General features: G+C 70.0%; 11 protein-coding genes, 1 pseudogene and 1 riboswitch. Of the genes and pseudogenes, 4 read left to right on the top strand and 8 right to left on the bottom strand.

Going from position 1 to position 17,685, the window contains the following annotated elements; genetic code table 11:
* Positions 1-145 precede the first annotated feature (145 nt).
* Both QE438_RS14190 and QE438_RS14195 read right to left on the bottom strand, forming a co-directional pair.
* Positions 146-1,165 carry a ribonucleotide-diphosphate reductase subunit beta gene (locus QE438_RS14190; RefSeq protein ID WP_130520677.1) on the bottom strand — a complete coding sequence of 340 codons (1,020 nt, stop codon included), beginning with the start codon at positions 1,163-1,165 and terminating at the stop codon, positions 146-148.
* Between the two features lie 156 nt (positions 1,166-1,321).
* Complete coding sequence (locus tag QE438_RS14195) at positions 1,322-3,739, bottom strand: ribonucleoside-diphosphate reductase subunit alpha (protein ID WP_130535301.1); 2,418 nt, start codon at positions 3,737-3,739, stop codon at positions 1,322-1,324.
* A gap of 188 nt (positions 3,740-3,927) precedes the next feature.
* A riboswitch (cobalamin riboswitch) is annotated at positions 3,928-4,161 on the bottom strand.
* 231 nt (positions 4,162-4,392) lie between these two features.
* Between QE438_RS14195 and QE438_RS14200 the strand changes: the two genes are divergently transcribed.
* Complete coding sequence (locus QE438_RS14200; protein WP_307184114.1) at positions 4,393-5,301, top strand: ZIP family metal transporter; 909 nt, start codon at positions 4,393-4,395, stop codon at positions 5,299-5,301.
* On the opposite strand, the gene QE438_RS14205 is transcribed toward QE438_RS14200, so the two are convergent.
* From QE438_RS14205 to QE438_RS14215, 3 genes and pseudogenes are all read right to left on the bottom strand, one after another.
* Entirely contained in the window at positions 5,302-6,156 is an 855-nt protein-coding gene (locus QE438_RS14205) for a sterol desaturase family protein (protein ID WP_306994778.1), read from the bottom strand.
* A gap of 12 nt (positions 6,157-6,168) precedes the next feature.
* A pseudogene (locus QE438_RS14210) lies at positions 6,169-6,339 on the bottom strand (hypothetical protein); the annotation flags it as partial.
* 185 nt (positions 6,340-6,524) lie between these two features.
* Positions 6,525-7,055, bottom strand: coding sequence for a hypothetical protein (locus tag QE438_RS14215; RefSeq protein ID WP_306994776.1), 531 nt, complete (start codon positions 7,053-7,055; stop codon positions 6,525-6,527).
* Between the two features lie 175 nt (positions 7,056-7,230).
* Between QE438_RS14215 and ompR the strand changes: the two genes are divergently transcribed.
* From ompR to QE438_RS14230, 3 genes are all read left to right on the top strand, one after another.
* A complete protein-coding gene (gene ompR, locus QE438_RS14220; RefSeq protein ID WP_309734872.1) occupies positions 7,231-9,204 on the top strand; it encodes a two-component system response regulator OmpR in 1,974 nt (657 codons plus the stop codon).
* Between the two features lie 21 nt (positions 9,205-9,225).
* Positions 9,226-10,122 (top strand): alpha/beta hydrolase, encoded by an 897-nt coding sequence (locus tag QE438_RS14225; RefSeq protein WP_306994771.1) that lies wholly within the window; start codon positions 9,226-9,228, stop codon positions 10,120-10,122.
* 276 nt (positions 10,123-10,398) lie between these two features.
* Entirely contained in the window at positions 10,399-12,639 is a 2,241-nt protein-coding gene (locus tag QE438_RS14230; protein ID WP_306994769.1) for a TonB-dependent siderophore receptor, read from the top strand.
* A 394-nt stretch (positions 12,640-13,033) separates the two neighbouring features.
* Here the strand turns inward: QE438_RS14230 and QE438_RS14235 are convergent, their stop codons facing one another.
* From QE438_RS14235 to QE438_RS14245, 3 genes are all read right to left on the bottom strand, one after another.
* Entirely contained in the window at positions 13,034-14,047 is a 1,014-nt protein-coding gene (locus QE438_RS14235) for a patatin-like phospholipase family protein (RefSeq protein ID WP_131659448.1), read from the bottom strand.
* Positions 14,048-14,152: 105 nt separating this feature from the next.
* Positions 14,153-15,163 carry a TIGR00266 family protein gene (locus QE438_RS14240; protein ID WP_130520650.1) on the bottom strand — a complete coding sequence of 337 codons (1,011 nt, stop codon included), beginning with the start codon at positions 15,161-15,163 and terminating at the stop codon, positions 14,153-14,155.
* A 247-nt stretch (positions 15,164-15,410) separates the two neighbouring features.
* The gene (locus tag QE438_RS14245; protein ID WP_307184113.1) at positions 15,411-17,630 is read right to left on the bottom strand and encodes a TonB-dependent receptor; all 2,220 of its coding nucleotides are present in this window, start codon (positions 17,628-17,630) and stop codon (positions 15,411-15,413) included.
* Positions 17,631-17,685: the final 55 nt, after the last annotated feature.

Genomic DNA, 17,685 nt, shown 5'->3' on the forward strand with positions numbered 1-17,685 from the left:
AGCGCGGTCTGCGGGGACGGATATCCCCCAGACTAACGGCACGCCTGGCCTCGACTTAAGCCCGTCAGGCAGTCAGATGCGGTGTTTTGGCGACCTTTTCCGCCCGGAAACGTTTCCAGTGCGGCGTCGACGTCGTGCGGCGCCCTCAGAAGGCGTGATCGAAGCCGACCTCGCCCTGCACGCCGACCTGGTAGGACGACACCCGCCGCTCGAAGAAGTTGGTCAGCTCCTGCACATCCTGCAGCTCCATGAAGGGCAGCGGATTGCGCACGTTGTACTTGCGCGCCATGCCCAGCTTGGCGAAGTGGTTGTCCGCGCAGTGCTGCAGGTACTGGCGCATGTCGCGGGTGGAGATGCCGGCCACGCCGCCGGACAGCACGTCCTCGGCGAACTGCAGCTCGCACTCGATCGCCTCCTCCAGCATGTCGTAGACCTGCTGCTGCATGTCGGCGTCGAACAGGTCCGGCTCCTCCTCGCGCACCACGCGCACGCCCTCGAAGGCGAAGGCCATGTGGCAGCTCTCGTCGCGGAACACCCAGTTGGTGCCCGAGGCCAGGCCAGGCAGCAGACCGCGCGAGCGGAAGTAGTAGACGTAGGCGAAGGCGGCGAAGAAGAACAGGCCCTCGATGCAGGCGGCGAAGCAGATCTGGTTGAGCAGGAACTGGCGGCGGTGCGCGCGCGTCTCCAGGCGCTTGAGGTCCTGGATGGTGTCCATCCACTTGAAGCAGAAGTCGGCCTTCTTCTTGATCGAGGGGATGTTGTCGACCGCGGCGAAGGCCTTGGCGCGCTCGCCGGGATCCGGCAGGTAGTTGTCCAGCAGGGTCAGGTAGAACTGCACGTGCAGCGCTTCCTCGTACAGCTGGCGCGAGAGGTACATGCGCGCTTCGGGCGCATTGAGGTGCTGGTACAGGTTCAGCACCAGGTTGTTGGACACGATCGAATCGCCGGTGGCGAAGAAGGCGACCAGCCGATGGATCAGATGGCGATCGGCCGGGGTCATCTTGTCGTGCAGATCGGTGATGTCGATCTGGAAGTTGATCTCGTCCACCGTCCAGCTGTTCTTGATGGCGTCGCGGTACATGTCGTAGAACTGCGGATAGCGCATCGGGCGCAGGGTCAGTTCGAAACCGGGATCGAGCAGCATCTGACGGGGTTGAGCGGACATGGTGTGTTGCCTTTTTTGAGGTTCCCTTCTTCCGTCGGGGTCGAAGGTGGCGCACGGCGCCGGATGAAGTTGGCGAGTGCACGGAACAGGAGCCTTCAATGACTCCGCCGTACCCTCACCCCAACCCCTCTCCCGTCGGGAGAGGGGCTTGAAGCGTTACTGGCAGGCTTCGCAGGCTTCTGGATTCTCAAGCGAGCAGCTGACCGCCTCGGTGGGCGTGTACTGCGGCTTGGGGGCTTCAGACGCGCCGTGGCTGATGGTGGCCTTGGCGATGCGGGTGGCCGGACGCGAACGCAGGTAGTAGGTGGTCTTGATGCCCTGCTTCCAGGCGTACATGTACATGGAGGACAGCGCGCCGATGTTCGGGCTCTCCATGAACAGGTTGAGCGAAGCGGACTGGTCGATGAAGGCGCCGCGGTCGGCGGCCATGTCGATCAGCGAGCGCATCGGCAGCTCCCAGGCGGTGCGGTAGACCAGGCGCAGGGCCTCGGGGATCTCCGCCACGCCCTGGATCGAGCCTTCGGCCAGCTTGATCGCATCGCGCATCTCCGGCGTCCACAGGCCGAGCTTCTTCAGCTCGTCCACCAGGTAGCGGTTGACCTGCAGGAAGTCGCCGGACAGCGTCTCGCGCTTGAACAGGTTGGACACCTGCGGCTCCACGCACTCGTAGCAGCCGGCGATCGAGGCGATGGTCGCGGTCGGGGCGATGGCGATCAGCAGCGAGTTGCGCAGGCCGTGCTGCTGGATGCGCTCGCGCAGCGCGTCCCAGCGCGCGGTGTCCTCGGGAACCACGCCCCAGGCGTCGAACTGCAGCTCGCCCTGGGCGGCGCGGGTGTCGGCGAAGGACGGATGCTTGCCGCGCTCCTGCGCCAGCTCGCACGAGGTCTCCAGCGCGTGGAAGTAGATCGTCTCGGCGATCTTCCTGCTGATCGCGCGCGCCTCGGCGCTGTCGAAGGCCAGGCGCTTGCGGAAGAACACGTCCTGCAGACCCATGCAGCCCAGGCCGACCGGGCGCCAGCGCAGGTTGCCGCGGCGCGCGGTCTCGATCGGGTAGAAGTTCAGATCGATCACGCGGTCCAGCTGGCGCACGGCCAGGCGCACGGTCTCGGCCAGCTTGTCGTAGTCGAAGTCGCCGTACTCGTCGAAGTGGCGGCCCAGGTTGATCGAGCCCAGGTTGCACACCGCGGTCTCCTCGTTGGAGGTGACCTCCAGGATCTCGGTGCACAGGTTGGACAGATGGATCACGTTGCCCGGACGCAGGGTCTGGTTGGACGCCTTGTTGCACTTGTCCTTGAAGGTCATCCAGCCGTTGCCGGTCTCGGCCAGGGTGCGCATCATCCGCGCGTACAGCTTGCGCGCCGGCACGGTCTTGCTGGCCTTGCCCTGCGCCTCGGCCTGCTCGTAGGCGCGCTCGAAGGCCTCGCCGTACAGGTCGGTCAGCTCCGGCACGGCCTTGGGATCGAACAGCGACCACGGCTTGTCCGCTTCCACGCGCGCCATGAACAGGTCCGGCACCCAGTTGGCCAGATTGAGGTTGTGCGTGCGGCGCGCGTCGTCGCCGGCGTTGTCGCGCAGCTCGAGGAAGTCGTCGATGTCCGCGTGCCAGGTCTCCAGGTAGACGCAGGCCGCGCCCTTGCGCTTGCCGCCCTGGTTGACCGCCGCCACCGAGGAATCCAGCGTCTTCAGCCACGGCACAATGCCGTTGGAATGGCCGTTGGTGGACTTGATCAGCGAGCCGCGCGCGCGCACGCGCGAGTAGCTCACGCCGATGCCGCCGGAGAACTTGGACAGCTGGGCGATGTCGCCGTACTTGGCGTAGATCGACTCCAGCGAATCCTGCGGCGAGTCCAGCAGGAAGCAGCTGGAGAGCTGCTCGTGCGTGGTGCCGGAATTGAACAGCGTCGGGCTGGACGGCAGGTAGTCCAGGTGCGCCATGCGCTGGTACAGCGCCAGGGCCTCCGGCACGTCCTCGCTCAGCGCGCTGGCGATGCGCAGGAAGAACTGCTGCGGGGTCTCGATCACCTTGCGGCTGTGCGGGTGGCGCAGCAGGTAGCGGTCGTACAGGGTGCGCAGGCCGAAGTACTCGAACTCGCGGTCCAGGCCGGCGTCGACGGCATCGTTGAGCTTGCGCGCGTTGACCTGCACGAAGTTCAGCAGGCGCTCGTTGATCAGGCCGACCTCATGGCCGCGGGCCACCGACTGGGAGAAGGCGTGGATCTCCTGGCCGGAGACCTCCTTGGCGATGAAGTTGGCCAGCAGGCGCGCGGCCAGGCGGCCGTACTCGGGCTCCTCGCCGATCAGCAGCGCGGCGGTGCGGATGGACAGCTCGTCCAGCTCCTGCGTGGTGGCGCCGTCATACAGGCCGGAGATGGTGCGCGTGGCCACGCGCATCGGATCGACCGCGTGCAGGCCTTCGGCGCAGCGCTGCACGGCGCGCACGATCTTGTTCAGGTCCACCGCCTCGCTGCCGCCGTTGCGCTTGGTCACGCGCATGGCCGTGGCGGTGGGCGGCGGGGTCAGCGAGAAGGCGGCGTCGGCCGGGCGCTGGGCCACGGCGGAATCGGTCTGGGTCACGGTCGGAACTCTCCATGCGTAGATGCACGCATTGCGCCTTCCCACGAGGGCGCAACTTAGGGCCGGGCGACCGAGGGTGAAACGGCGGCGTCGCAGAAGCCGCGACCGCACGAACGGCGTTCGTGGTCGGGCCTTGCGTCACCAGCCGTCTCTCCCTCGAAAGACACCGCGGCCGGCGCCGCGCGAGGTGCTTGCGCGCGACTGTCGGCAGGTCTTCGGACTGACGGGCGTGAAGCCAGGACACAGTCCTGCTTCTCCTAACCCACCGCTTCCCAAGGCCACCGGGGGCCTCAGTGCAGATGGCGGGGTCGTTCCCAATCACCGCTGCGGGGCAGTGCCGGAGTGGGCCGCAAGGCCGCACCGGCTTCCCTTTTCATCCCCGCGGCTTGTGGCCGCGAGGAACCGACGACCCCAAGATAGTGGGGTCACCCACGCCCGTCAACGCCAAATGTAGTGACAAAAGGGAAGGTCCTGATGCCATGCGGGTTTCACGGATTTCTGGCCCGTGGAGCATTCCCGGCCGGTGTGCGCTGCAGCACGGTTGACGCGCCCTTGCCCGTCGGTGTCCGATGTTGGGCAGGCACCTTCGGTCCCGTTGCGGACAACGGCACCCCGAGCGCACGCGCGCCCCTTCCGCCCACGAAGCCCCTGCCATGCACGATCACACCCTGTCTTCCCCGTCCGCGCTGCGGCGCCTGCTGCCGTGGCTGCTAGCGCTGGCCGCCCTGCTGCTGGGCGCCTGGCTGCTGCAGGAAGTCCTGGCCCAATGGCCGCATCGCCCCGGCCTGCGCCAGGCGCTGCGCGACGGCCTGATCTGCGCCGCGGCCACCGCCGCCGGCGCGCTGCCGGTGCTGGCGGTGCGGCGCCTGCCGCAGACGCTGGCCGACGGCCTGATGGGCTTCGGCGCCGGCGTGATGCTGGCCGCCACGGCCTTCTCGCTGATCGTGCCCAGCCTGCAGGCGGCCAAGGACCAGGGCTACGGCGGGCTGGGCGCGGGCGGGCTGGTCAGCGTCGGCATCTGCCTGGGCGTGGCGATGATGCTGACGATGGACCGGGTGATCCCGCATGCGCATCTGGACCAGCAGGGCCAGACCACGCGTGTGGGCGGCCTGCACCAGTGGCTGCCGCCGCAGGTGACGCTGTTCGTGCTGGCCATCACCCTGCACAACATCCCCGAAGGCATGGCGGTAGGCGTGGCCTCCGGCTCGGGCATGGCCAACGCCGAGCCCTTCAGCCTGGCCATCGCGCTGCAGGACATCCCCGAAGGCCTGGTGATCGCGCTCTCGCTGGCCACGGCCGGCGTGCGCCGCGGGCGCGCGGTGCTGATCGGCGCGGCCTCGGGTCTGGTGGAGCCGCTGGGCGCGGTGGTGGCGGCGGTGGCGGTGGGCGCGTTCTCCACCCTGCTGCCATGGGGCCTGGCGTTCGCGGCCGGGGCGATGCTGTTCGCGGTCAGCCACGAGGTCATCCCCGAGTCGCACCGCAACGGCCACGAGACCCTGGCCACCATCGGCCTGACCCTGGGCTTCTGCCTGATGATGGTGATGGACACCGGGCTGGGCTGATCAGCCGCCCGGCTTGAACCCTGGCGGCCCGAACAGCGTCCGCAGTGCCTGCGCGGGCGAGCGCACCCGGCGCAGGTCGGCCCACAGCCCCAGCCAGCCGTGCAGGGCGATCCGCACCGGATGGTGGCTGCGCAGCGGTTCGACCAGGCCGTAGCGCGGCGGCACGCCCGGCAGCTGCGCGCGGAAGCTGCCGAACATCCGATCGAACACGATCAGCACCCCGCCATAGTTGCAGTCCAGATACTCCGGGTTGCTGGCGTGGTGCACGCGGTGGTGCGCAGGGGTGTTGAAGACATATTCGATCCAGCGCGGCAGCACGCCGATCAGTTCGGTATGCAGCCAGAACTGGTAGAGCAGGTTCAGCGCCAGCGCGCCCAGCACCGCCGGCACCGGGAACCCCAGCCACACCAGCGGAGCGAAGAACAGCGCCTGCCCGGTGAGCTGGGCGGTCCAGCCCAGCCGGTACGCCGAGGCCAGCGTGTACTGCTCGGGCGAGTGGTGCACGCAGTGGTTGACCCAGAACCAGCGGATCCGGTGGTCGGCGCGGTGCATGGCGTAGTAGCAGGCCTCCTGGCCGACGAACAGCAGCACCCATTGCCAGGGCGCATCCATCGCCAGGGTCGTCAGGCGCCCCTGGTGCACCGCCAGCAGCACGACGCCGGCCACGCCGCTGCCGAGCACCAGGCCGACCAGGCCGCGGCCGAGCGCATCCCCCAGCGAGGCCCAGTAGCTCTTCCAGTCGTAGGCCAGACCGCGACGCAGGCGCAGCCAGGCTTCGAGCGCCGCCAGCAGCGGCAGCACCAGCGGGACCCAGCGCAGCCAGGACAGGTGCGGGCCAAGCAGGGACAGGACCATGGCCGCGGCCGCCTACTGGCCCGTCCCGCGTCGGGCGGCGGACAGCGCCTGGCCCGCCGCGCGCAGTTCGTCGCGCGACAGGGCGCCGTCGTGGTTGGCGTCCAGCGCGTCGAAATGTTCGAACAGGCGCGGCAGGCTGGCCTGGGCTTCGCTGCGCTGGATCAGGCCGTCGCCGTTGGCATCGGCGGCCTTGAGCTTGCGCGCCATCTGCTGGCGCCCGGCCGAGGCGGCGCTGTCGTTGGCCTGCTGCGCCAGCAGGCAGGACGGGGCCAGCGCGAGCAGCGCCAGCGTCAGCGCGGGGAAGAGCGTCTTCATGGGCAGGTCTCGATCGAAAGGGCGCGCCGCCGGCCTGGCGGCGCGCGAAAGGTTCACTTGCGGCAGGCCACGACCTGGCCGCTGCTGTCGGTGCAGGTGCCGGTGTGGCTGACGCTGCCGTTCTGCACCGTGGTCGACCCGGTGTAGGACGCCCCGCCGGCCGTGGTGGCGCTGGTGCTGCGCGCGCCGTTGACGTTGCCTGCGGCATCGCGGCTGATCTCGCCGCTGGTGGACAGGCTGCCGCCGGCGGCGGTGGTCGCGTTGGCCATGCCCTGGCGGCCGGCGCTGCCGTCGGCGTTGCGGTACCAGCTGCCGCTGCGGTTCGCGCTGCCGCCGTCGGCGCCCTGCACCGCCGCGCCGCTGCGGCCGGTGGTATTGCCGGCCGCATCGGTGCGGCTGCCGTGGCCGCGCACATAGGCGCCGTTGGCGTTGCGTCCGGCGGCGGCGGTGCCGCGCACCTGCGCGCCATCGGCGGCGGTGCCGGCGCCATGGACGCGGACGCGGCCGGCCCAGGCGTCGGTGGAGAGGGACAGCGCGCCGCCAACGGCCAGCGCGGACAGCAGCATCAGGTGGGTCGTACGCATGATCGGTTCCTCGCGATGGGATGGAACGGCGTCGATCGCCGTGCCGCCATGCTGGGCCGGCTTGACCTGCGAGGTGTTGCGCCTCTGCCAGCGGATGTGTCCGCCGGCCGGCGCTGAAACATCTGCTTACAACCGGCGTTGTCGGCGCCGGCCGCCGGGCGCGATAGTGCGCCGCATGAGCGAGATCACCGCCAAGCTGCTGCTGGTCGACGACGACGTGCGCCTGCGCGAACTGCTGCAGCGCTACCTCGAAGGCGAGGGCTTCGCCGTCAAGGCGGTGGGCGACGGCACGCAGATGCGCCAGGCGCTGGACCGCGGCCATTTCGACCTGATCGTGCTGGACCTGATGCTGCCCGGCGAGAGCGGCCTGGAGCTGTGCCGGCGCCTGCGCGGCCAGGGCGACCCCACGCCGGTGGTGATGCTCACCGCCAAGGGCGACGAGATCGACCGCATCATCGGGCTGGAGATCGGCGCCGACGACTATCTGCCCAAGCCGGTCAATCCGCGCGAGCTGCTGGCCCGCATCCGCTCGGTGCTGCGACGCACGCAGGCCGTGCCGGGCGCGCCGCAGGCCGAGGGCGGGATCGTCGCCTTCGGCCCGTGGCGGCTGGACCTGGGCAACCGCCAGCTCAGCCGCCAGGGCCGCATGGTGAAGCTGACCAGCGGCGAGTTCGCGGTGCTGGCGGTGCTGGTGCGGCACCCGCGCCAGACACTCTCACGCGACCGGCTGATGAGCCTGGCGCGCGGGCGCGAGCACGAGGCCTTCGAGCGCAGCATGGACGTGACCATCGCCCGCCTGCGCAAGCTGCTGGAGGACGACGCGCGCAACCCGACCATCGTGCAGACGGTGGTGGGGCGCGGGCTATGTGTTCGTGCCGCCGGAGGAGGTCGCGTGAGGCGCGCGCCGGGGATGTTCGCCCAGCTGGCGCTGGTCATCGCGCTGGTGCTGGCCGGCGCCGGCGTGCTGGCCGCGGTGCTGGGCCGCGAGCTCGCCATCGCCCCGGCCGCCGATCAGCTGGCGCGCGCCATGCGCGGCTTCGCCGGCCTGGCCGAGGAGGTGGACCGCAACAGCGGCCACGCCGCCACGCTGCGCTATCTGCAGCAGGCCGGGCTGGACGTGCGCGAGAGCGCGCCGGCGAGCGACGCGCGCGCGTTCGCGCCCTTCCTGCGCGTGCTGCGCCAGCGCACGGCGCGCGCGCTGGGCCCGGAGCGCGCGGTGGTGCTGTCGCGCGACGTTGAGGGCGACCGGCTGTGGATGCAGCTGCGCACCAGCCCGACGCTGTGGATTTCCTTCGGCGCCAAGCCCGCGCGCGGCAGCCGGCGCTTCACCCTGGCCCTGCTGCTGGGCTGCGTCGGCCTGACCTGGCTGGCGGCGGCGTACTGCGCCCAGCGCCTGGTCGGCCCGCTGCGCCAGCTGGCCCAGGCCGCGCCCGGGCTGGTCCGCGGCGAGGCGCCGCGCCTGGACGTGCGCGGCCCGCGCGAGGTGCGCGAGCTGGCCGACGCGCTGGAGCAGGCCAGCGAGGACGTGCGCAGCGCCGCCGACGAGCGCGCGCTGATGCTGGCCGGCATCTCGCACGATCTGCGCACGCCGCTGACCCGGGTGCAGTTCGCCACCGCGCTGCTGCCCGACACCGATCCCACCCTGCGCGCCGGCATCGACCGCGACATCGCCGAGATCGACGCCATCCTCTCGCAGTTCATCGCCTACGCCCGCGACGGCCGCGACGAGGCGGCCGAGCCGCTGGACCTGGCGCGGATCTGCCGCGAGGCCATCGATGCCGCCGGCGGACCGTGGGACGTGCAGTGCCCGGACACCGCGCCGCTGCGCGGGCGACCCATCGCCCTGCGCCGCGCGCTGGAGAACCTGGTGGCCAACGCGCAGCGGCATGGCGCCGCGCCGTTCGCGCTGCGCCTGGTCGGCACCGGCGATGGCGCCTGGCAGGTGACCGTGTGCGACCACGGCCCGGGCATGGACGCGGCGCAGGCGCAGCGTGCGCTGCAGCCGTTCGTGCACGACCCGGCCGGCGGCGGCAGCGGCCTGGGGCTGGCCATCGTCGACCGCGTGGCGCGCCAGCACGGCGGCGCGCTGCAGCTGCTGCCCAACCCGCCGCGCGGCCTGCGCGCGGTCCTGCGCCTGCGCGGCGCCTGACGTCCAACCGGAACCTTCGCCATGCGTGTCCGCTCCGCCTGCTGTGTCCTGCTGCTCTGCCTGCCGCTGCTGGCCTGCGCGCAGTCGCGCGGCGAGCGCCTGCGCCACCTGCTCGGCCAGCGCCAGGCCGAGACCAGCGAAAGCCAATCGCTGCCGCCCGGTGCGCGCGTGCTGCGCGAGGTCGCCTACGGCCCCGATCCGGCGCAGCGTTACGACGTGTATGCGCCCGCCGGCGCGCACGGGCTGCCGATCATCGCGATGGTCCACGGCGGCGGCTGGAGCAAGGGCGACAAGGACAATCCCGGCCTGGCCACGCCGAAGGCGGCGTACTGGCTGCCGCGCGGCTATGTGCTGGTGTCGATCAACTACCGCATGCTGCCCGACGCCGATCCGGCCGTGCAGGCGCGCGACGTGGCCGCGGCCATCGCCCACCTGCAGCGGCACGCGCGGGACTGGGGCGGCGATCCGGCGCGCACGGTGCTGATGGGGCATTCGGCCGGCGCGCATCTGGTCGCCCTGCTCGGCGCCGATGTCGCGGCGCTGACCGAGGCCGGCGCGCAGCGCCCGCGCGCGGTGATCGCGCTGGACAGCGCGGCGATGAATGTCGTGCAGATCATGCAGGCGCGCCACTTCCCGCTCTACGACCGCGCCTTCGGCGACGACCCTCGCACCTGGAGCGCGGTCTCGCCCTGGCACCATCTCTCGCGGGCTTCGCTGCCGATGCTCGCGGTGTGTTCCTCGCGGCGCGAGGACAGCTGCGCGCAGGCGCGCGGGCTGGCGCAGCGCGCGCAGGCCTTCGGCGTGACCATCCAGGTCCTGCCCGAGGACCTGTCGCATATGCAGATCAACCGCACGCTGGGCGAGCCTTCCGCCTACACCCGTGCGGTCGATGCCTATCTGGCCACCGCGGTGAACTAAGCCGCGCACCGCACGCAGTTCTTCTCTGACGGCTTTGCCATCGCGCATGGCGGCGCGCGAGGCCTTTGGCGGCCACCGCATGCCCGTGTGTGGCTTGTCCGCCATTTGAGAATCACTTACATTTGCGCGCCGCAGGCCTCCGCGCCAACGCCCGCCTGCGTGGTCATCGGACGACCATCGCCAGCCCGCTATCTGGGCAAGCCTCCCAACGTCTTCCCCGCCGTGCGCACGCCTTCGCGGCGCGCGGCGTGCCTGCCTGCGCCCTCGAGGAATCCCATGTCCGCTGCCGTTTTCCGCGCGTCCGCCGCGCCGACCCGCTCCCCGCTCGCCGCGGCCCTGCTGCTGGGGCTGGGCCTGTGCGCCCCGCTCGCCCACGCCGCCGATGGCGAGACCGACGCCGAGGAGCAGGCGCGCCGCCGCACGCCCAAGACGCTGGACAACGTGCAGGTCACCGGCGCGCGCGCCGAGCCATCCACCACCACGCGGCTGCCGATCAGCCTCCAGGACACGCCGCAGTCGGTGAGCGTGATCGGCCTGCAGCGGCTGGAGGACGAATCGATGTTCAGCATCAACGATGTGATGCGCAGCATCACCGGCGTCAACGTGTCCTTCTGGGACACCCAGCGTCCGCTGTACTTCGCGCGCGGCTTCCAGATCACCGATTTCCAGGTCGACAGCCTGCCGACCTACAGCGGCTCGACCAACCAGGAATACGACACCGCCTTCTACGACCGCATCGAAGTCATCCGCGGCGCCAACGGCCTGCTCAGCGGCGCCGGCATTCCCTCGGCCACGGTCAACCTGCTGCGCAAGCGTCCGGGCCGCGACTTCGATGCGGCGGTCACCGCCAGCGTGGGCAGCTGGGACTTCCGCCGCGCGCAGGCCGACGTCAACCTGCCGCTGACCAAAGACGGGCGCTTCCGCAGCCGCTGGGTCGGCGCCTGGACCGACCGCGACTACTACTACGACCGCTACGAAGAGAACAAGAAGGCCGGCATGGCCGTGCTGGAAGGCGACCTGACCGACAGCACGACGGTCACGGTGGGCTACCAGATCCAGGACAACAACCCGACCGGCTCGACCTGGGGCACGGTGCCGTTCTTCAGCGCCGATGGCGCCGACGCCCACCTCTCGCGCTCGACCAACTTCTCGCCGGCCTGGACGCGCTGGCAGCGCCAGACCCGCACCGCCTTCGCCAATCTGGAGCAGCGCTTCGGCGAGGACTGGCTGCTGAGGGTGAACTCGGCGCATACCAAGGGCGAGGTGCAGAGCCTGCGCGTCTACGGCAGCGGCTACCCGGACCCGGTCACCGGCGCCGGCACCTATCTGCAGGCCAGCGCCGGCGAGACGAACGACACCCGCGATGCGCTGGACGTATACCTGTCGGGCAAGTTCGCGCTGTTCGGCCGGACCCACGACGTGGTGGTCGGCGGCAGCTGGCAGGACCTGCAGTCCACCACGCCCGGCGTCGCCTTGGTCTATCCGAGCGACTGGCAGATGATCGCCACGCCGTATGGCAATGCGATGGGCTTCAACGTGCCCAACCTGTACGACTGGGACGGCAGCGCCGGGGCACTGACCTATCGCCGCACCGGCGCCTGGCGCCAGGCCCGCACCACCCAGCGCGGCGTCTATGCCTCGGCGCGCCTGCGCCTGGCCGAGCCGCTGTCGCTGATCGCCGGCGCGCGCCTGAGTTCGTGGGAAACGCGCACCCGCGCCTACAACGCCGCCGGCACTTACACCGGCACCAGCGGCCGCTACAAGGTCAGCGACGAAGTCACGCCCTACGTGGGCCTGGTCTACGACCTGGTGCCGGATGTCTCGCTCTACGCCAGCTACACCGAGATCTTCAATCCGCAGAACTACAAGGACAGGAACGACAACCTGCTGGCGCCGGTGCAGGGCTCCAACCTGGAGGCCGGCCTTAAGGCGCAGCTGTTCGACGGCCGCGCCATGGCCACCGCCGCGGTGTTCGAGGCCAAGCAGGACAACTACGCGGTGCTGGACACCACCCAGCCGCCGAACTCGCTGCCGGACGGCAGCTCGGCCTATGTGGGCGTCAACGGCACCAAGAGCCGCGGCTGGGAAGTGGACTTCAACGGCGAGCTGCTGCCGGGCTGGACGCTCAACGCCGGCTACACCCACGTCAAGGTCACCCGCGCGCCGACCGATGCCATCTACGCCAACCTGCCCGAGGACTATCTGCAGCTGTCCACCCTGTGGCGCCTGCCGGGCCGCTGGGAGCGCCTGAGCCTGGGCGGCGGCGTGAGCTGGCAGAGCAAGGTGCAGGGCTTCAACATCGAGCGTCCCAACGGCGATGGCACCACCACGCCGGTCACGGTCACCCAGGGCGCCTACACGCTGGTCCACCTCAACGCCAACCTGCGCATCAACGCGCAGTGGACCGCGACGCTGTCGGTGCGCAACGCGCTGGACAAGACTTACTGGGCCAACCTGGACTACAACAACTACGGCGAACCGCGCTTTGTTTCGGCGAGTTTGCGGTGGCGGTTCTGAGGCCTGGCGATGGAGGTTGAGCAAGGTCGCTAGGCGACGCTCGTCGTTCCTGCGGACTCGGGGCTTCCGTTGCTTTGCTTTCTCGAGCGAAAGTCCCTGGGTTCCCGCGTTCGCGGGAACGACGGTAGAGGTGTTGCTGGCGCTTCGAGTGCGAAGCGGCCTCGCGAGGTGTGCGACATCGAGATCAACGGATCTCAAACGACTAACGCGCAGCGAAGCTCCCGCTTCTGCCCCCTCCCTTTCGCGCAGCGAAGGGGAGGGCTGGGGAGGGGTCGCTTTTGCTTTTGCTTTTGCCTTTCGCTGGTGCGCAGTTCCGCTCAGGCAACTGCTCGCGGTGCCGAGTTCGACCAGATGAAAGCCCTATCCGGCCTCAACAACGACACGACCCAACCGCTCACTTGGCCGGACAAGGCGTCCCGCGGAACGTCAGCCGCTGCAGCCGCGTCGGCTCCACACACGGCTGCGGCTTCGGCGCCGCGGCCGCCGCCGCTGCCGCCGCGCGCTCGTGCTGCAGCTGCGCCAGGCGCGCCTTGATCTGCGGCATCACCGCCAGCGCGGCCTTCTCGCCTTCCAGGATCGCCGCGTTGCGCTGGCTGAAATCGGCCGCGCCGATCTCGTTGACCTTGGGCCGCACTACCACGTCGGCGCGCGCGAGCTCCTGCTGGCCGGCGCGCTGGCCCATGATGGTGATCGACTGGTTGAGCGTGCCCAGCAGATCGCCCGGATTCTTGCCGCTGGCCTTGCTGGAGATGTCCACGGCGATGACGAAATCCGCGCCCAGCTGCTTGGCCGCATCCACCGGCACCGGGCTGACCACGCCGCCGTCGACGTAGTGCCACTTGCCGATCTCCACCGGCTCGAACACGCCCGGCACGCTGCTCGAGGCGCGCACCGCCTGGCCGGTGTCGCCGCGGTTGAACATGGTGCGCTCGCCGTCCTCCAGCCGCGTGGCCACCGCGACGAAGGGCTTCTTCAGCCGCTGGATCGGCGTATTGCCCACCTGCGCGTTGACGTAGTCCTGCAGCGCGCGGCCCTGGACCAGCCCGCCGGAGAACAGGCGCACATCGCGGATGGTCGATTCGTCCAGGGCCACGGCCTTGCTCTGCATCTGGAACACGTCCATGCCGCTGGCGTAGAGCGCGCCGACCACGCTGCCGGCGCTGGTGCCGGCGACCACGTCGGGGCGGATGCCGTTGGCCTCCAGCATCTTGATCACGCCGATGTGCGCGAAGCCCTTGGCCGCCCCGCCGCCCAGCGCGATGCCGATCACCACCGGCCTGGCGGTGACCGCCGGCGGCGGCACCACGGTCGTGGTCGGCGGCGGCGTCTTGACCGCCTCGCCGCCGCAGGCCGAAAGCAGGGTGACGCAGGCGGTCAGCAGCAGGCAGGTCAGGCGCGAAGCAGGCATGGCACGCAGGGCGTTGGGGAAAGCACGCAGCTTAGTCAGCCGATGCCAAACGGTGGGCAACTTGGTCCGACCGGTCATGGACGAAGCCGGGCACGAACCGGTCGCTCAGAAGTTGTTGTCCCCATCCAGGATGCGGCCCAGCCCGCCCAGCACCGAGCCTTCGCCACGGGCCTGGCCGCCACCCTGGGGGGCGGCCTGCAGCATGCGGCCGGCCATGCGCGAGAACGGCAGCGACTGCAGCCAGACCTTGCCCGGGCCGGTCAGCGTGGCCAGGAACACGCCTTCGCCGCCGAAGAACATGCTCTTGATGCCCGCCACGCGGCGGATGTCCATGTCCACACCGCCGTGGTAGGCGACCACGCAGCCGGTGTCCACGTCGATGCGCTCGCCGGCGGCCAGCTCGCGCTCGACCACCGTGCCGCCCGCGTGCACGAACACCCAGCCGTCGCCTTCGAGTTTCTGCATGATGAAGCCCTCGCCGCCGAACAGGCCGGTGAGGATCTTGCGCTGGAAGGCGATGCCCAGCGACACCCCGCGCGCGCCGGCCAGGAAGCTGTCCTTCTGGCAGATCAGGCGGCCGCCGTGTTCGGACAGCTTCAGCGGCACCACGGTGCCCGGGTACGGCGCAGCGAAGGCCACCTTGGCCTTGCCGCTGCCGGTGTGCGTGTAGACGGTGGTGAACAGGCTCTCGCCGGTGACCACGCGCTTGCCCGCGGCCAGCAGCTTGTCCATGAAGCCGCCGCCGGCACCGCTGCTGCGGCCATCGCCGAACACCGTGTCCATCTGCACCGAGGCGTCCTTGAACATCAGCGCGCCGGCCTCGGCCACCGCGCTCTCGCCCGGGTCCAGCTCCACCTCGACGAACTGCATGTCGTGGCCGACGATGCGGAAATCGATGTCGTCCGCGCGCCCCGCCCCGGTCGGCGGCGGCGGCATGTTCGGCGGCGAGGCGCCGCCGCCCAGCTCGGCCAGGGTCCCGACCGGCTGCCAGCCGGACAGGCCCTCGCGCCAGGCCAGCGCGAACGGGTTTGCGCGCGCGAAGGCCTGCGCGGCCGCGTCGTCGAACGGGCCCGAGCGGGTCTGCTCGGTGCCGGTGAGGAAGTACCAGCTGCTCATGGGCGCACACCTGACTGCGAAGGGATGCGCCGAGTCTAGCGTCAGCCCCTGACAGCCGCGCCCGTGCCCAAGGTCATGCGAAGCGCCCCCCAACCCGTAGAGCGGAGCTTGCTCCGCTGGGGCCTTCCCCATGGACCGCACCAGAAGCGGCGGAGGTAGAGCGGAGCTTGCTCCGCTGGGACATTTCTCAATAACCTGACCAGAAGCAGCGGAGCAAGCTCCGCTCTACAGGAAGGTGCCTCGCGCGTCAGAAGCCCGCGCGGAACTGCGCGCCGATGATGCGCGGATCGTTGACGAAGCCGGTCAGGTTGTCGAAGTCGATCGCGCCGGTGGCCCGGATCTGGTTGGTGCAGTTGCGGCAGAACACCGAGGCCTCGTACTTGCCGTCGGCCCAGGTATAGCCGATCTTCAGGCCGCCTTCGGTCAGCGGCTGGCCGATGAACTCGCGCGACTGGTACAGGAAGAAGTTCACTTCGCTGCGATACGACCAGTCGGTGTAGAAGAACAGCTCGCCATCGGCGCCCATCGGCACGCCGTAGCGCAGGTTGACGTTGCCGATCCACTTGGCCGCCTGCGGCAGCGGGTTGCCGTCGATGCGGGCGAAGCCGTTGGCATCGACCGGATCGGTCACCGTGCACACCCACGCCGAGCAGGTCGAGGTGGCCAGGTCCTTGTCCTTGATCTCGGTGTGGTTGTAGCTGCCGTTGAGGCCGAAGCGCAGGTTCTCGGTCAGCAGCAGGTCGAAGTCCAGCTCGGCGCCGTAGGCCTGGCTCTTCTTGGCGTTGATCAGCTGCACGGCATTGGACGTGCCGCCCACCGCGGTCAGCTGCTGGTCCTTGATGTCCATGCTGTAGATGTCGAAGGCCAGCCGGCCGCGGCGCTCCCACAGGTCGGCCTTGATGCCGAGCTCATAAGAATCCACCGTCTCCGGGCGGGCCACGGTCACCGGCACGCCGGTGGACGGCGGGCCGAAGCTGGCGCCGCGATAGCCGCGCGCGGCGCGCGCGTACAGGTTGACCGCATCGCTCAGCGCCCAGGTCGCGGCGACGTCGCCGGTGACCTTCGAGCCGCTGGTGTCACCGCCGATCGGCGGCGGCGAGGTGCGGTCCCACTGCAGGATGTCGAAGGTCTTGTGGTCGTGCGTGTAGCGGATGCCGGCGCGCAGGTTGAGCACGTCGGTGGCCTGGTAGTTGAGCGAGGCGAACGCCGCCCACGAGCTGGTCTTCTGCTTGGTCAGGTCGTAGCCGGTCAGTGCGCCACCGGCCAGGGTGTCGTAGTCGTAGGCCTCGCCCTGCACGTTGTCGTAGAAGTAGTACAGGCCGGCCTGCCAGTTGAGCGGGCCGGTGTAATCCGACTCGGCGCGCAGCTCCTGGGTGAACTGGTCCAGCGACTTGATCCCGCCGGCGGTCTCCACCGAGAACGGGATGAAGCCCGGGCCCGACGGCGCGGCCGGGTTCACGAACGCGCCCGGGCCGTAGCCGCCGTCGATGTCGCCGCGGCTGTAGTACTTGGAGATGCCCTCGTAGCCGGTGATCGAGTGGAAGGTCACATCGCCCGAGCTGAAGGTCAGGTTGGCGCTGCCGCCGTAGGTGGTCAGCTCCTGCGCGTTGTGGCCGTCGATGTAGGCCTTGTCCGGGTCGAAGCCATCGACCAGGTTGTTGTTGCCCGACTGGATGATGTTGGCGCGGAACAGGCGCGCGGTGCCGTTGAGCTTGCGCGCGTGCGCGTTGAACAGCGCGTTGAAGTCCTCGGAGGGCTGGAACAGCGCCTGCAGGCGCAGGGCCGAGTCGTCGTAGCCTTCCAGCTTTTGCCCGCTGATCTGGCTGGTCACCCAGTCGTCGCGGTGCTGCTGCAGCAGCGAGATGCGCGCGGCCCAGTCGCTGCCCATCGGCAGGTTGAGCGCGCCTTCGACCGAGCTGGTCGCATGGGTGCCGTAGGACACGCTGGCATAGCCGGAGGTCTCGCCCAGCACCGGCCGCACCGAGTTGAACTTGACCACGCCGCCGGGCGTGTTGCGGCCGAACTGCGTGCCCTGCGGGCCGCGCAGCACCTCGACGCTGGCCAGGTCGAACATCGGGAAGCCCTTGATGAAGGCGTTCTCGTAGACCACGTCGTCGTACACCAGCGACACCGGCTGCGAGGCGTAGGTGGTGAAGTCGGTGTTGCCGTAGCCGCGGATGTAGAAGCGCGGGAACACGCGGCCGTTGGAGGACTCCACGTTGAGGCTGGGCGACTTGCCGGCCAGCACGCGCACGTCCGAGGCGCTGGTGGAGAGGGCGTCCAGGTATTCCGGGCGCAGCACGGTGGCCGAGACCGGCACGTCCTTGGCGTTCTCGGCGCGGCGGTCGGCGGTGACGGTGACCGCATCCAGCGCCACCGGCGCCTGCTGCGCCAACGCGACGGTGGCGACGGCGGCATTGATGGCGATGGCGAGCGTGGCGTGACGCAGCGACCTGCTGGCGGACATGGGGCGACTCCGGGGGCGTGGGTGGTATGCGAGGCGTGCTGTGACGCAGCACGTT

The sequence above is a fragment of the Pseudoxanthomonas sp. SORGH_AS_0997 genome (assembly GCF_031453535.1).
Lineage (GTDB): Bacteria > Pseudomonadota > Gammaproteobacteria > Xanthomonadales > Xanthomonadaceae > Pseudoxanthomonas_A > Pseudoxanthomonas_A winnipegensis.

Excerpts from the sequence above, each read along its gene's own strand:
- QE438_RS14190 (WP_130520677.1), bottom strand. The coding sequence starts at position 1,165 with ATGTCCGCTCAACCCCGTCAGATGCTGCTCGATCCCGGTTTCGAACTG.
- QE438_RS14200 (WP_307184114.1), top strand. The coding sequence starts at position 4,393 with ATGCACGATCACACCCTGTCTTCCCCGTCCGCGCTGCGGCGCCTGCTG.
- QE438_RS14205 (WP_306994778.1), bottom strand. The coding sequence starts at position 6,156 with ATGGTCCTGTCCCTGCTTGGCCCGCACCTGTCCTGGCTGCGCTGGGTC.
- QE438_RS14215 (WP_306994776.1), bottom strand. The coding sequence starts at position 7,055 with ATGCGTACGACCCACCTGATGCTGCTGTCCGCGCTGGCCGTTGGCGGC.
- ompR (WP_309734872.1), top strand. The coding sequence starts at position 7,231 with ATGAGCGAGATCACCGCCAAGCTGCTGCTGGTCGACGACGACGTGCGC.
- QE438_RS14225 (WP_306994771.1), top strand. The coding sequence starts at position 9,226 with ATGCGTGTCCGCTCCGCCTGCTGTGTCCTGCTGCTCTGCCTGCCGCTG.
- QE438_RS14230 (WP_306994769.1), top strand. The coding sequence starts at position 10,399 with ATGTCCGCTGCCGTTTTCCGCGCGTCCGCCGCGCCGACCCGCTCCCCG.
- QE438_RS14235 (WP_131659448.1), bottom strand. The coding sequence starts at position 14,047 with ATGCCTGCTTCGCGCCTGACCTGCCTGCTGCTGACCGCCTGCGTCACC.
- QE438_RS14240 (WP_130520650.1), bottom strand. The coding sequence starts at position 15,163 with ATGAGCAGCTGGTACTTCCTCACCGGCACCGAGCAGACCCGCTCGGGC.
- QE438_RS14245 (WP_307184113.1), bottom strand. The coding sequence starts at position 17,630 with ATGTCCGCCAGCAGGTCGCTGCGTCACGCCACGCTCGCCATCGCCATC.